Below are 14,399 nucleotides of genomic sequence, written 5' to 3'. Positions count from 1 at the left end.
CCGCCTTTTCACGACATAACGTGTCGCTCAGGCGAGAGGTTCCATCGCGGGATGATCGAACGGCCTGACCTGTTCGATCTGTGCCGCCACTCTGATCAGCAGGTCCTCCCTGCCGGTAGCCGCGACGAGCTGCACGCCCACCGGCAGGCCGGCCGCGGTCCTGTGCAGCGGCAACGAAATGGCCGGCTGCCCGGTCGCGTTGACCGGCGAGGTGTACGACACGGCGTGCCCCGTCCTGCCGAAGGCGAGGCTGAGGTCGTCCGGCGTGATCCAGCCGAGCGGGAACGGTGCGACACCGAGCGACGGCATCAGCAGCAGGTCGTGGCCGGCTCGCCACCACGTGGCCATGCGGCGGCGGAAGACGTCCATCCACTGCGTGGCCCGGATGTGGTCGACCGCGCTGTGCGTGCGCGCGACGCTGACCATGGCGGCGTTGCGCGGCTCCAGTTCCTCCAGCTCGACCGGCTTGCCGCGGAGCTCGCCCAGGCTCGCGACCTGCGCGGCGAGGTTGTTGGCAACGATCGCGCCGAAGTGCCCGGAGAAGTCGCGGTCACCGAGCGCTTCGGGGCCGCCCGGCGCCACGTCATGGCCGAGCGCCTCCAGCAGCGCCGCCGCCCTGGCGACGGCCTCGGTCAGCTCGGGCACGTCGGGCACGTCGCCTCTCGGGTGCGTGGTGACGTACCCGATCCGCAGCCGCCCGGGGTCCCTGCCGACCTCGGCGGCCAGCGGCCCCGGCAGGGCGGGCGCGTCGTACGGGTCGCCGGGGTGGAAGCCCGAGACGACATCGAGCGCCGCGGCCGTGTCGCGGACTGTCCTGGTGACGAACCCCGGGCACGAGAAGCCGCTCCAGCCCTCCCCCAGGGCCGGCCCCAGGCTCACCCGCCCGCGCGACGGCTTGAGCCCCACCAGCCCGCACAGGGACGCGGGGATGCGGATCGACCCGCCGCCGTCGCTGGCGGTGGCCAGCGCGACCATCCCCGCCGCCACCGCCGCGGCCGAGCCGCCGCTGGACCCGCCGGCCGAATACGCCGGATCGTACGGGTTCCGCGTCGGCCCGAACGCCACCGGCTCCGTGGTGATCGTGCTGCCGAACTCGGGCGTGTTCGTCCGCCCGAGCACCACGAACCCGGCCTCGCGCAGCCGCGTGACCCCATAGCCGTCCTCGGCCACCTCGACACCGTCCCGCACCGCGGAGCCCGCGGCGTACGGCTCACCCACCTGCCGCCACCCGAGGTCCTTCAGCAGGATCGGCACGCCTGCGAACGGCCCGCTCGCCGGTACGGAGTCGAGCTCGGCCAGCGCACGCTCGAAGCGGCGGTGGACGACGGCGTTGAGCTCGCCGTCGCGGGCCTCGATGGCGGCGATCGCGGCCTCGGCCAGCTCTCGTGGTGACACCTGGCCGTTCTTGATCGCCAGCGCCTGCCCGACCGCGTCCAGCCTCAGTACGTCACGCATCCGCTACTCCTTAGGCGCCAGGTCCCGTACAGCCTGCTCGATGGGGATCTCCCCGCCCGGGATAGGGGCGAGGACGGGGGTGTCGAGCCCGTTGTCCACGTACTGCTGGATCCTGGCCCGGCAGGTGGCCGCGTCGCCGTGCACGATCAGCGCGTCCACCACGTCGTCGGGGATGGCCTTGAGCGCCGCCTGGCGGTCGCCGGCCGCCCACGCCTCGTGCATGGGCCGCAGCACCTCGCCCCGGCCGAGCCAGTCGTGGAACGCGGCGTACACGGGGACGGTCAGGTAACTGGCCAGCATCCACCTGGCCATTTCGCGTACTTTGTCGGTGTCCTCGCTCACGCACACGAACAGGCGGGCGATCAGCTCGGTGTCCGGGCCGATCTCGGCGCGTACCCGGCGCACGTCCTCGGGGGAGAGCCAGTTCGAGATCGCGCCGTCGGCCTCCTCAGCGGCCAGATGGAGCATCCGGGGCCGCAACGCGGCCAGCACGATCTTCGGCGGGACCTTGGGCGCCCGCTCCAGCTTGAACCCCTTGATCTCGAACGTCTCGTACGCCTCCGAGACCTTCTCCCCGGCCAGCGCCTTCTTCAGGAAACGCAACGTGTCGCGGGTACGCGCGTACGGCTTGGTGAACTCGCCCGCGTTCCAGCGCTCGACGATCGCCGGCGAGGACGCGCCGATGCCCAGCACGAACCGCCCGGGCGCCAGGTCGGCCAGCGTGGCCGCGGACATGGCCAGCAGCCCCGGGCCGCGGGTGGAGACGGGCACGATGGCGCTGCCCAGCCTGATCCCCGGCGCCCACTGGGCGGCCAGGGCCAGCGGGGTGAACCCGTCGGCCCCATTGACCTCGGCCGACCACGCGTCGGTGTAGCCGAGCCCCGGCAGTTCCGCGATGAGTTCCTGGGACCTCGGCAGGGAGCGGTCGTAGAAGGGGATCGTCATGCCCCAGTTCTGCGTCATTCACGGCCTCCAGATCTTTAAGGCCGACCATACCAACCGCTCGGTATGACCCCCTAGGCGCGCAACTCGTGGACCGCCGCGATGAAGTCCTTCGTGATGCCTCGCAGCCCGGGCAGGTGCGACAGCCCGACCAGCCGGTCCACCAGCGGCACCGTGACCTCGATCAGCCGGTACGTACGCGCGCAGCCCGGCGAGGTGTCGTGCACCCAGAACAGGACCATGCCCATGAAGAGCAGCCAGAGCAGCTCGGGCAGCTCCTCCCGCAGCTCGGCGTTCATGCGGTCACGCGATCCCTCGACGACCTCACGGTAAAGGGCGATGGAGGCCTCGCGGGCCGGGGACGACTGCGCGCTGAACGGGCTCAGCGGGTTGGTGGGCTCGGCCGCGTGCTTGAAGAATTTCACGGCGAACTCGTGGTAGGGCTCGGACACGCGTACCCACTCGCGCAACACGCCGCTCAGCCGGGCCGCGAACAACGTCTCGGTGGCCAGGAACTCCCTGCAGGCCTCCTCGTGCTCGGCCTGGGCGCGGTCGTAGTACGCCTGGATCAACGCCTCCTTGCTGTCGAAGTAGTAATAGGCGTTGCCCACGGAGACCCCGGCCTCGGCGGCGATGGCGCGCATCGTGGTCGCGTCGAAGCCGCGTTCCCTGAACAGTCGCAATGCCGTCTCGACGATGACCTCGCGGGTGCTCTCCGATCCGCGGTTTCGGGTTTGGGACACGTCCGTCACTTTACGTCCGTATGAGCCTTCGAGCAGGAAACCTGCTCATCACACTGCCGTCCCATCATCGCGCCGGTCAGGACCGCGGCGGCCGTCCGATTTCGCAGGCTTCCTGCTCGTTGGTCATGAAGGCGCACGGTGATCACCGCCACAGGGCAAAGTTGCATCCGCGACAGGAGTTATCTCCTGTGAATGGTGGGATTGTCGATTGTGGCGGAAGGGCTATTTCCGCGAAAAGGCATCGACATGTGGATACGTGGAACAGTGCGTCTCACCGTAGTCGCGCTCCTCGGCATAGAAACCACCATAATCGCGCTCGCCTCGGCCGCCTCCGCGGCCACCCACCCGGATGGGGGCCCGGCGGTGAGCAGCCCGTACGAGGCCGAGCTACGCAACGGGCCGCCGCAGTCCGAGCATCCGGCCGTGATGGCGGCGCTCTCGGACGCGCTCGGCCCGCAGACGGCCTCGAACTGGACGCTCCAGCGCCTCATGCTGGCCAAGGGACACGTTCAGGATCTCCATGAAGGGCCGCCGGCGTACGACGCCGGCCCCGCCTCGCCCGCGCAGGACATGAGAGGGCCTCAGGAGAGCCAGGAACGGCCTCTTGCGGCCCAGGAGGGCGTTGAGGCCTACGCGCCCCAGGAGGAGACGCAGCCGCGCTCTCCGGCGATTACGGCGGCGCACACGAAGAAGGCCGCTCAGACGCGGGCAAAGAGGGACGAGCCCCGAGGCCGGACGCCCGCAGGCAAGGGCCGCGCGGCGGCCAAGGCCCGGCCCGGTTCCGTGCGTAACGGTGTGCTGCGCATCCCGCTGGGTCGCAAGAACCTGCGCATCGACCTGAACCGCGTCATGCCCAGGCAGGCGGCCGTGCGCATGTCCCACACCACCGCCACCGGCTGGCTGAAGAGCGCGGGACTGCGGACGACGTCCACCGGCAACTGCACGAGCAAGCACGGGCACAACTGCACGTCGCTCGACGAGGTGCGGACCGGCACGATCGTCCAGGTCATCGAGCTGAAGCAGCAGAGCGGCTGCCCCATCATGGTCACGGGCGGCACGGAGGCAGGCCACGCGCCGGGCTACTTCAGCCACGGCAACGGCTACAAGCTGGACATCAGCCACAACGCCTGCATCGACCGCTACATCACCGCGAACCATGAGAGGGTCGGCACCCGCAGCGACGGCGCCCCGCTCTACCGCTCCGCCTCGGGCACGACGTTCGCCGACGAGAGCGACCACTGGGACATCCTCTTCAAGTGACGGACGTCGTCATGTGACAAACAGCTGTGGTGACGCCTTTGGTGACGCCTCGTGGTCCGGGCGCCGTCAAAAAGAACATGGACGCCGCACGAAACGCACGGCGCCCACCACCACCTGGGGTCTTACAGCTCGGTCGCGACCAGCTCGGCGATCTCCGCCGCGTTGAGCGCCGCGCCCTTGCGCAGGTTGTCACCACACACGAACAGGTCGAGCGTGTTAGGGAAGTCGATCGCCTGGCGAATCCGTCCCACATAGGTCGGGTCGGTGCCCACCACGTCGAGAGGCGTCGGGTAAACACCGTTCGCCGGGTCGTCCATGAGGACCACCGTCGGCGCCGCCTCGAGAACCCGATGGGCGTCCGCGACCGTGATCTCGCGCTCGAAACGAGCGTGCACGGCCAGCGAGTGCGTCGTCACCACCGGCACGCGTACGCAGGTCGCGGAGACCTTCAGGTCGGGGATGCCGAGGATCTTGCGTGACTCGTTGCGGAGCTTGAGCTCCTCGGACGCCCAGCCGTCGTCCTTGAGCGAGCCGGCCCACGGCACCACGTTGAAGGCGATCGGCGCGGGGAACGGCGAGTCCGCAGGCAGCTTGTTGGCCAGCACCTTGCGGACGTCGCCGGCCGCCTGACCGACCGTGCGGTCGCCCGCCAGCGCCTCGACCTCGTCGTAGAGCCGGGCCGAGCCGGCCACGCCGGCGCCCGACACCGCCTGGTAGGACGCGACGACCAGCTCCGTGAGCGTGAACTCGGCGTGCAGCGCGCCCATGGCCGCCATCATCGACAGCGTCGTGCAGTTGGGCGTGGAGACGATGTTACGTGGGCGGTTGCGCGCGTCGAGCGGGTTGACCTCGGGCACCACCAGTGGGACGTCCGGGTCCATCCGGAACGTGCCGGACTTGTCGATCGCGATCGCGCCGCGCTCGGCCGCGATCGGCACCCACACGGCCGACACCTCGTCCGGCACGTCGAAGATGGCGATGTCGATGCCGTCGAACACCTCGGGCGCCAGCGCCTGCACGACGACGTCCTCGCCGCGCACCCGCAGCACCTTGCCCGCCGAGCGGGGCGAGGCGACGAGGCGGATCTCGCCCCAGATGTCCTCACGCGTCGAGACGATGTCCCGCATGACGGTGCCCACGGCACCGGTGGCGCCGATAAGAGCCAGATTAGGCCTAGTCATCGTCCAGTCCCTCCATACACCACGGCTTCGACCTGGTCGGCGTCGAGATCGAAGGCGCGGTGCGCGGCCGCCACGGCCGCGTCGATCGCGTCCTGCTCGACGATCACAGAGATGCGGATCTCCGAAGTGGAGATCATCTCGATGTTGACCCCCGCGTCGGCGAGGGCCGCGAAGAACGTCGCCGTGACGCCGGGGTGCGAGCGCATGCCCGCGCCGATCAGCGACACCTTCCCGATCTGGTCGTCGAAGAGCAGCGACTCGTAACCGACCTGGGCCTGGATCTTCTTCAGCGCCGCCAGGGCCGTCTGCGCGTCGGCCGTGGGCAGCGTGAAGGAGATGTCCGTGCGGCCGGTGGCCGCGGCCGAGACGTTCTGCACGATCATGTCGATGTTGATCTCGGCGTCGGCCAGCGTTTTGAAGATCGAGGCAGCCTCGCCGACCTTGTCGGGGACCCCGACAACAGTGATCTTGGCCTCGCTCCGGTCGTGCGCGACGCCGGAGATGATCGGCTGCTCCATCTCGGTTCCTTCGGTGTTTTCGGTGTAAGGGTCGGAGACGACCCAGGTGCCTTCCTTGGTGCTGAACGAGCTGCGCACGTGAATCGGCAGGTCGAACCGGCGCGCGTATTCAACACAGCGGAGATGCAGGATCTTGGCGCCGCAGGCGGCCATCTCCATCATCTCGTCGTAAGAGATCCTGGGGATCTTGCGGGCCGGCGGCACGATGCGCGGGTCGGCGGTGAAGATGCCGTCCACGTCGGTGTAGATCTCGCACACGTCGGCCTCGAGGGCCGCCGCCAGCGCCACCGCTGTGGTGTCGGAGCCGCCGCGGCCCAGGGTGGTGATGTCCTTGGTGTCCTGCGAGACACCCTGGAAGCCGGCCACGATCGCGATGTGGCCCTGGTCGATCGCCTCCTGGATCCGGCTGGGCGTCACGTCGATGATGCGCGCCTTGCCGTGCGTGGAGTCGGTGATCACACCGGCCTGCGAGCCGGTGAACGAGCGGGCCTCATGGCCGAGGTTGGCGATCGCCATCGCCAGCAGGGCCATCGAGATGCGCTCGCCCGAGGTCAGCAGCATGTCGAGCTCGCGTGCGGGCGGCAGCGGCGACACCTGCTCGGCCAGGTCCAGTAGCTCGTCCGTCGTGTCGCCCATGGCGGAGACGATCACGACCACGTCGTTGCCGGCTTTTTTCGTCGCGACGATCCGCTGCGCGACCCGCTTGATGCAGGACGCGTCGGCGACGGACGAACCACCGTACTTTTGCACAACGAGCGCCACGAGAGTCTCCCGGTTTGGACTGTGAGCTGCCAGTCTACTGGGGCCCTCTCATGCGCCTGATGGTTCATACCACCATGTGGACGATCATCAGACCGTGGTGGTTTCCTCCGCCACGTCGAGGCGCGAGTGCGCGGCAAGCGCCTGCAGCGCGCGCATCGCGGCGCCCGCGTGGTTGCCCCAGGTGTTGAAGTAGGAGTATTGCCACCACCACAGCGCCTCGTGGGGACGGCCGGCATGATAGTGGCGCAGGCCATGGATGAGGTCGGCGGCGACCGCGGTCAGATCGTCGGACAGCCGGTACGGCGTGACGCCGGTGTCCTTGTACGGGTCGAACACCTCGGCGTAGTCGTCGACGGGCCCGAGCCGCTCGGCCAGCGCGGTGCGCACGCCGTCGATGTCGGGGTCATCGCTCATCGCCGGCTCGTAGTTGCCGGCGAGGATCACGTCCCTGTTCGCGCCGAGCTTGGCGCCGGCCAGGCTCACCTGCGCGACCTCCACCAGCAGCAACGACCAGATGGCGTCGCCGCCCTCGCCGCCGGCGACCCTGGTCAGGCCGTCCACGTAGTCCTGCGCGTGCACGGAGATCTCTTCCGCCAGCGCGCTCCACTGGTCAGACATCCAGCAGCCTCCGTCCTTCGAACGCACGGCCCAAGGTCACCTCGTCAGCGTATTCGAGGTCACCGCCAACAGGCAGACCGCTGGCCAATCGTGTCACTTTGATGCCCATCGGCTTGACCAGACGGGCGAGGTAGGTAGCCGTCGCCTCACCCTCGAGATTGGGGTCCGTGGCGAGGATGAGCTCGGTGATCCGGCCGTCGGCCAGGCGCGTCATGAGCTCGCGAATGCGCAGGTCGTCGGGGCCGATGCCGTCGATCGGGCTGATCGCGCCGCCGAGCACGTGGTAGGTGCCGCGGAACTCGCGGGTCTTCTCGATCGCCACGACGTCCTTCGGCTCCTCGACCACGCAGATCACATGCGTGTCGCGGCGGGTGTCGCGGCAGATGCGGCACTGCTCCTCGGAGGCCACGTTCCCGCACACCCGGCAGAAGCGGACCTTCTCCTTGACCTCCAGCAACGCGTGGGCCAGCCGTTTGACGTCGGCCGGATCGGCCGCCAGCAGGTGGAACGCGATCCGCTGCGCGCTCTTGGGACCGACGCCGGGCAGCAGCCCCAGCTCGTCGATCAGATTCTGGACGACCCCCTCGTACATGCCTAAAACCCTGGCAACTGTCCGAGGCCGCCGCCACCCAGCCCCTGAGCAAGCGGGCCGAGTTTCTCCTGCTGCAGGTCGGCGGCCGCGCGTACGGCGTCGCGGACGGCCGCGATCACCAGGTCGGCGATCGTGTCGGCGGTGTCCTGCGGGTCGCCGGCGTCGATCACACTTGGGTCGATCTTGAGCTCGAGCAGCTCGCCAGAGCCGTTGACGACGGCCGTGACCAGGCCACCGCCTGATGAGCCCTCGATCTGCGCGTCGTTGAGCTCCTGCTGGGCGCTCACAAGCTGCTGCTGCATGAGCTGTGCCTGCTCCAGCAGCTGCTGCAGGTTGACATCCCCTGGGTTCACCGTCGTGCGCTCCTCGTGGCTCCGCGTTCTTGACTGCCACGAGCCTACGGTGTTTGGGCCGCGACATGCACCGGGGGCGTCCCCATGTTTCGTCACCGGCCGCCGTCCGGCACCGGCATTGATGCCTGGTGCGCCACGTGAGACTGATGTTCCTTGTCTTGGCATTGTGTTCTGGCCGGATCCCGGCCCCCCTCCAGTGTCCGAGACCCGGCCATCACGCCGACGGAGCGGCCGCACCACGCCGACGCGTCGGGAAGCACGTTAGCCAGGGCAACGTTGCACACACGTTGCGATCATTCAACCACCCTCCGCAATCACTAGAACCAGTTGCAAAGATTGCCAGTAAGGCGGATGCTACTAATTGACTACCTGGAGTGACCAATGAGTTACGCCCATCTCGACGCGTATTCCCGCCTACTGCGCGGAGCGTACGAAGCCGCGATGACCAAGCAGCGTTGGCCGGTGGCCCCCCGCCGCCCGATCGAGGCGTCCTGGCATCGCTCGCTCGCGGCGGGGATCGACCCGGGGATCACGAGCGCGCCTCTGGTCTACGACCTGGACTACATCGACGACGTTCGCCAGGCCCATCCCCTTCACCCGCTACTGCCCCTCCTGTCTCGCACGCTCGCCGGCCTGGCCGACGAGATCGGCCACGTCATGATCGTCACTGACGCCCACGGCCGCGTGCTGTGGCGCGAGGGTGGCACTGCGGTCCTGCGCCGCGCCGACGAGATCGGCCTGTCCGACGGCCATCAGTGGGAGGAACGCAACGTCGGCACCAACGGCATCGGCACCGCCCTCGCGATGGGGCGCCCGATGCACGTCTACTCGGAAGAGCACCTGCTGCGGGCGCTGCACGTCTGGTCGTGCAGCGCCGCGCCGATCGTCGACCCGGACTCCGGCCGGGTCATCGGCTGCGTCGACATCAGCGGCACCGCCCGCACCCTGCACCCCTCCACCGTCGCCCTGGTCGGGGCCGCGGCCAAGCTCGCCGAGAGCGAGCTCGCCCTGCGCATGCACGAGCGCGACGACCGGCTGCGCCGCCGCTACGAGTCACTGCGCGGCCGGCCCGGCATCCTGCTCTCCCCGACCGGCCGCGTCATCTCCGGTGACCCGGCGGGCCGGCTCGGCGAGCGGGTTCCCCTCCTGGACAGTCGTCTCACGGACGATCCCGATCCGCCGAGCGATGGCATCCTCCTCCCCATCCGTCCCGGCGAGCACGTGCGCGTGTCCGGGCAGCGCATGATCCTGCGCGACGGCACGGTCGGGCTGCTGGAGTCGTTCTCCGACGGCTACCTGCTGCGCACCGTTCCCACGGCCACGCCGCCGGCGCTCGCCCTCTCGTTCCTCGGCGAACGACCGCCCTTCGTCACGTTGGGAGATCGTGAGCAGCCGCTGTCGCTGCGGCACGCCGAGATCCTCGCCCTCCTCACGCTGCACCAGCACGGGCTGACGGCCGAACAGCTCTCGTTCCACGTCTACGGCGACTACGGCAACCCGGTCACGATCAGGGCCGAGATTCACCGGCTGCGCGCGCAACTGGGCAACGCGATCGCCGCGAAGCCTTACCGGCTGGCCTGTCCGATCGAGGCCGACTTCCTCGCCGTGCGCCGCCATCTCGCGGCCAAAGACCCGGCTGCGCTGGCGCGCACGTACTCGGGGCCGCTGTTGCCGCGTTCGGAGTCGCCGGAGATCCGGCGGGAGCGGGACGAGCTCGAGGCCCAGGTGCGGGCTTGCCTGCTGCGCTACGGCTCTCCCGAGCACTTGTGGGCGTACGCCCAGACCTCCAATGGCCGCAACGACTACGAGATCCTGGAACGCCTCGCGGCCCTTCCCTCCACCGACGCCCGCTCCGCCGCCGCCCGCGCCCGGCTTGCCTGATTTCCCCCACATGCCGGCACCTTGATCGCTTCGGGTGCGAAGGCGCGGACCGCAACGTCACGATGACGCCCACCCCAGCGGCCACGCCGGACCGGCGGGGCGCATGGTCAGGTGCGGTCCGGTCAGGTGTGATCTGGTCAGGCAGGTGTTGTCTGGTCAGGTCAGGTGTGGTCGATTTCGCCGATGACTCTGGCGCCGAGTTCGCGCTCCAGGAGCGCCATGCCCGTGACCGCATCCACGTCGGCGTCCGCGTCGTTCAGAGGGTCGACCTCGTCCGAGTCCGGTCCCTTGGTGCGGCCGGGAACGGTCTCTGGCCAGGCCGCGGCACCACTACGGGACGACGAGGCCCGGGGACCGGCCTGGGCCGCCGCCTTCGCCGCCGATCGCGCGGCCGCCAGGCCCGCGCCCGGCGAGGATCCGGCGACGGGCACGGTCCTGGTGGGATCCGGGGTCGGGGGGATGCCAGGGCTGAGGTCGTCGGGAGCGTCGGGCCAGGACTCGTCTGTGGTCTGCCGCCCTGGAGAGGCCGCCGGAGGCTGGTCGGAGCCGCCCTGTTCGCCCTGTTCACCCTGGCCGCCCTGGTTATCGCGAGAGGAGCCGTGTGACGCCGTGCGTCCCTGGGCGCCCGGCACACCAGGCGCACCGGACATGCCCTGGGGACCCGGCGGGCTCTGGGGACCCGGCGCGCCCTGCGAGCCTGCGTGCGCGTGCTGAGGACCGGTCGCCGGCCCTGTGCCCGCGGAACCGCCCGGTCCATGTCCGCCTGGCGACGCGGGAGCACCGTGGGACGGTGGCTGCGGCGGACGGCCTCGGGACGACTGCGGCGCAGGAGCATTGCCGACGACGGCCTCGACGCGCCAGGTGCCGCCGAGCACGTCGCCGAGCGCGCTGGCCACCACGGCGTCCTTGCCGCCGCCCGTGAAGTTCTTCATCGCGCCGACCTGGCTGAAGCCGAGCGTGACCAGGTTGCCTTCCACGCCCACCACTTGGGCGTTGGTGCTCACATTGGCCCAGACCACGATGCTGCGCTGCTTGAGCGCGGCCAGCACGGAAGGCCACTGCTGCTGCATGCCCCCCAGACCAGTGCCACCCTGCCCGCCGCTATCGGAAGACGGGGCACCACCAGCAGGCACCCGCGGACCCCCGGCGGAAGCCTGCGAGCCACCGCCGGCCGTCTGCATGCCGCCACCAGCCACCGCTGGGGACGCCGGCCCTCCGCCACCTGCAGCCGGAGCACCGGGGCGGGCAGGCTCCGGCCAGTCGTTCGCACCCGCCGACGCGGCGGCCTGAGCCTGAGCCGGCTGAGAACCCGCAGGCGGCTGAGCACCCGTAGGCGATGGAGTGCCACTGGCAGACTCGCCGGCCGCAGCGCCGCCAACGGCACCAGTGTGCTGCTGCACCACTGGGACGCCGTGGGCGGCGGCGGACGGCCCGGCAGCCGGAACAGCCGGCGTGGCCGCAGAAACTCGAGCGGCCATCTGGGCGACGGCGCCGCCTCGTTCGAGGCGTTCGAGGCGCGCGAGCAGGGCCTCCTCGCCGTGCGAGGCGCCGGGGAGCAGAACCCGGGCGCACATCAGCTCCAGCAGCAGCCGCGGCGACGTCGCGCCACGCATCTCGGTGAGGCCGGCGTTGAAGACCTCGGCCGCCCGCGTCAGCTCGGCGGGCCCCATCGAGGACGCCTGCTGGACGAGCCGCTCCAGCTCGTCGGCGGGCCGGTCGAGCAGGCCGCTGGAGGCCGCCTCGGGGACGTTGGCGAGAATCACCAGGTCGCGGAAGCGCTCGAGCAGGTCGGAGGCGAAGCGGCGGGGGTCGTGACCACCCTCGATCACCCGGTTGACCGTGTGGAACACCTGGCCGCCGTCGTGGGCGGCGAACGCGTTGACGACCTCGTCGAGCAGGTCGCCGTCGGTGTAACCGAGCAGGGAGACGGCCTTGGCGTAGGTGATGCCGTCCTCTTCGGCCCCGGCCAGTAGCTGGTCCAGGATCGACAGCGAGTCGCGCGCGGAGCCGGCGCCCGCGCGCACGACGAGGGGCAGCGCGGTCGGCTCGAAGGGCACGTTCTCGGCGGTGAGGATCTCCTCCAGCAGCCCGCGGAGGGTCGCGGGCGGCATCAGCCTGAACGGGTAGTGATGCGTACGCGACTTGATCGTGCCGATGACCTTTTCCGGCTCGGTCGTCGCGAAGATGAACTTCAGGTGCGGCGGGGGCTCCTCGACGAGCTTGAGCAGCGCGTTGAACCCCTCGCGGGTCACCATGTGCGCCTCGTCGATGATGTAGATCTTGTAGCGCGCGGAGACGGGGGCGAAGAACGCCCGCTCACGCAGGTCACGCGCGTCGTCCACACCACCGTGCGAAGCGGCGTCGATCTCGATGACATCGAGATGGCCGGGCCCCGTCGGGGCGAGCGCGACACACGACTCGCAGACGCCACACGGATCGGGCGTCGGGCCCTGCTCGCAGTTGAGAGAACGCGCCAGGATGCGCGCACTGGAGGTCTTGCCACACCCCCGGGGGCCGCTGAACAAGTAGGCGTGGTTGATCCGGCCCGTACGCAGCGCCTGCCGGAGCGGGTCCGTGACGTGCTCCTGACCCTTGACCTCGGCGAAGGTCCCGGGTCGGTACTTGCGGTAAAGCGCAAGGCTCATGCGACCATCCCGCCTGCGAGGGGGCTCCCAACGAAGAGACCCCCCGCACACCCGCCAGAGCCCGCTTATCCTTGCTGCCTTCCGGCCCTGGGGAGGTTCACAGGATGACGCCGCGCGAGGGGTCCCTGGACAGTCTAGCCGGACACGGCAGTGCTCGCTCCACGCTCCCGCCACCCGATGAACGCGAAAAACGTGGTCTGCGCACGCCCGGAAGTCCGGTAAGCTCGACGGCGGAGGATTCGCCTAGTGGCCGAGGGCGCACGCTTGGAAAGCGTGTAAAGGGCAACCTTTCGGGGGTTCAAATCCCCCATCCTCCGCCAGTTCAGAAGGGGTGCGCCGGGATCGCGGCGCACCCCTTCTGGCATTCCAGTCTCAGTTCTGGTCCCAGTTGGCGTCAGCGCATTGCCTCGCTTCGGTGAACGGTGGCGGGGCGGACAACGTCATAGCGGTGTGAAGCCCATCCATTGGATCAGCGTCGTCACGGCGGCCGTCCTGCTGCTCGCCGCGATCGTCCTGGCTCCGGGCATGGTCGGCGAGCCTGCGCCGCCGGTGCCGGCTTCGTGTCCGCAGCGATGGGACAGCGACGAGATCGGCCACTGGGTGCCGGGTGCCGCCGACCTCGACGGGGTTGAGGACTCGCTCGTGCCCGGTACGCCCATAAGCGCGTTGATCTGCGCCTATCCCGGGCAGAACTCGGATCCCGGCAGGGAGCCGCTCGCCGGATCACGGACCTTGACCGATCAGGCCAGGTCGATGGCCTACGACCTGGGCTACCTTCCGGTCACCACCGATCGCGTCGGAAAGGCGTGCACGTTGATGGGCGGGCCGATGACGAACTATCTCATCCGGTTCGCCTACCCCGATGGCCAGGCGCTGTGGGTGGGCAGCGCCGAAGAGATCAACTCCTGCGTCACGACCACCAACGGCACGGTCGTCAGCAACTCGTACGTTGGGCGCAGCATCACCGCTGCCTACCGCACCGGGACCTGGCAACGCCCCCAGCCGAAGAACCCTTGCGACCCGGCGACCGGACGGCGAGGCCAGAACGACCAGATGGTGCCCGATGGCGCGATCAAGGTGCTGATCTGCAGGAATGAACAGAGCGGGAGCTCCACACCGCGCCCGTCTCACGGGGCGGAGCATGGGGAGCAGCAGGCACGTGCGCTGGCTGGGGAGCTGAACTCACTGGACGCCGAACCGGGCGGGAACACGTGCAGCGAAGTCGGTGGTGGACGACGGGAGAGGCTCATACTGCACTTCGGTTACGAGGAGGGACCGCCGGCCTGGGTACGGATCACTCCCCATTGCCGGCCCTCGGTGAAAAACGGGCTGCTTGTCGGGAATCTGGACGATGCTCTTCTTGACCGGATAGGTCGGCTGGCGCCGCCCGCCTGAAGCTGCCTGCCCTGGCAAGGCCCCACTCACTCACCTGTCGAACCACACCCTCGA

12 protein-coding genes, 1 tRNA gene and 1 other RNA gene are annotated in these 14,399 nt (G+C 69.6%); 4 read left to right on the top strand and 10 right to left on the bottom strand.

The window, feature by feature from the left end:
• Nucleotides 1–27 precede the first annotated feature (27 nt).
• The 3 genes from OHA25_RS09340 to OHA25_RS09330 are packed head-to-tail and all read right to left on the bottom strand — an operon-like array spanning nt 28 to nt 3,140.
• Nucleotides 28–1,455 (bottom strand): amidase, encoded by a 1,428-nt coding sequence (locus OHA25_RS09340; protein ID WP_327587176.1) that lies wholly within the window; start codon nt 1,453–1,455, stop codon nt 28–30.
• 3 nt (nt 1,456–1,458) lie between these two features.
• Entirely contained in the window at nt 1,459–2,418 is a 960-nt protein-coding gene (locus OHA25_RS09335) for an LLM class F420-dependent oxidoreductase (protein ID WP_327587175.1), read from the bottom strand.
• Between the two features lie 53 nt (nt 2,419–2,471).
• The gene (locus tag OHA25_RS09330) at nt 2,472–3,140 is read right to left on the bottom strand and encodes a TetR/AcrR family transcriptional regulator (RefSeq protein ID WP_305917509.1); all 669 of its coding nucleotides are present in this window, start codon (nt 3,138–3,140) and stop codon (nt 2,472–2,474) included.
• 264 nt (nt 3,141–3,404) lie between these two features.
• Between OHA25_RS09330 and OHA25_RS09325 the strand changes: the two genes are divergently transcribed.
• Nucleotides 3,405–4,400, top strand: a complete 996-nt coding sequence (locus tag OHA25_RS09325; RefSeq protein ID WP_327587174.1) for a hypothetical protein — start codon at nt 3,405–3,407, stop codon at nt 4,398–4,400.
• A gap of 122 nt (nt 4,401–4,522) precedes the next feature.
• Here the strand turns inward: OHA25_RS09325 and OHA25_RS09320 are convergent, their stop codons facing one another.
• The 5 genes from OHA25_RS09320 to OHA25_RS09300 all read right to left on the bottom strand — a co-directional run bounded on the left by OHA25_RS09320 (nt 4,523) and on the right by OHA25_RS09300 (nt 8,424).
• Complete coding sequence (locus tag OHA25_RS09320; RefSeq protein ID WP_327587173.1) at nt 4,523–5,581, bottom strand: aspartate-semialdehyde dehydrogenase; 1,059 nt, start codon at nt 5,579–5,581, stop codon at nt 4,523–4,525.
• Nucleotides 5,578–6,861: an aspartate kinase gene (locus OHA25_RS09315; protein ID WP_327587172.1), complete on the bottom strand. Its 1,284-nt coding sequence runs from the start codon at nt 6,859–6,861 to the stop codon at nt 5,578–5,580. Before OHA25_RS09315 ends, OHA25_RS09320 begins: the two co-directional genes overlap by 4 nt.
• A gap of 87 nt (nt 6,862–6,948) precedes the next feature.
• Nucleotides 6,949–7,479 carry a DUF5063 domain-containing protein gene (locus OHA25_RS09310; protein WP_327587171.1) on the bottom strand — a complete coding sequence of 177 codons (531 nt, stop codon included), beginning with the start codon at nt 7,477–7,479 and terminating at the stop codon, nt 6,949–6,951.
• Nucleotides 7,472–8,071 (bottom strand): recombination mediator RecR, encoded by a 600-nt coding sequence (gene recR, locus OHA25_RS09305; protein ID WP_327587170.1) that lies wholly within the window; start codon nt 8,069–8,071, stop codon nt 7,472–7,474. The genes OHA25_RS09310 and recR overlap by 8 nt, the downstream gene beginning before the upstream one ends.
• A 2-nt stretch (nt 8,072–8,073) precedes the next feature.
• A complete protein-coding gene (locus OHA25_RS09300; RefSeq protein ID WP_127937722.1) occupies nt 8,074–8,424 on the bottom strand; it encodes a YbaB/EbfC family nucleoid-associated protein in 351 nt (116 codons plus the stop codon).
• 441 nt (nt 8,425–8,865) lie between these two features.
• Between OHA25_RS09300 and OHA25_RS09295 the strand changes: the two genes are divergently transcribed.
• Complete coding sequence (locus OHA25_RS09295; RefSeq protein ID WP_327587169.1) at nt 8,866–10,305, top strand: helix-turn-helix domain-containing protein; 1,440 nt, start codon at nt 8,866–8,868, stop codon at nt 10,303–10,305.
• A gap of 161 nt (nt 10,306–10,466) precedes the next feature.
• Here OHA25_RS09295 and OHA25_RS09290 read toward each other — a convergent pair whose 3' ends face one another.
• Together OHA25_RS09290 and ffs are read right to left on the bottom strand one after the other, a co-directional pair.
• Nucleotides 10,467–12,950 (bottom strand): DNA polymerase III subunit gamma and tau, encoded by a 2,484-nt coding sequence (locus OHA25_RS09290; RefSeq protein ID WP_327587168.1) that lies wholly within the window; start codon nt 12,948–12,950, stop codon nt 10,467–10,469.
• Nucleotides 12,951–12,981: 31 nt separating this feature from the next.
• Nucleotides 12,982–13,077: signal recognition particle sRNA small type (gene ffs / locus OHA25_RS09285), an RNA gene on the bottom strand.
• A 105-nt stretch (nt 13,078–13,182) separates the two neighbouring features.
• Between ffs and OHA25_RS09280 the strand changes: the two genes are divergently transcribed.
• Together OHA25_RS09280 and OHA25_RS09275 are read left to right on the top strand one after the other, a co-directional pair.
• Nucleotides 13,183–13,270 (top strand) — tRNA-Ser (locus tag OHA25_RS09280).
• Between the two features lie 130 nt (nt 13,271–13,400).
• Nucleotides 13,401–14,345, top strand: a complete 945-nt coding sequence (locus OHA25_RS09275) for a hypothetical protein (RefSeq protein ID WP_327587167.1) — start codon at nt 13,401–13,403, stop codon at nt 14,343–14,345.
• Nucleotides 14,346–14,399 lie beyond the last annotated feature (54 nt).

Source organism: Nonomuraea sp. NBC_00507 (genome assembly GCF_036013525.1).
GTDB lineage: Bacteria > Actinomycetota > Actinomycetes > Streptosporangiales > Streptosporangiaceae > Nonomuraea.
This window is presented reverse-complemented; position numbering and strand designations above follow the sequence as displayed.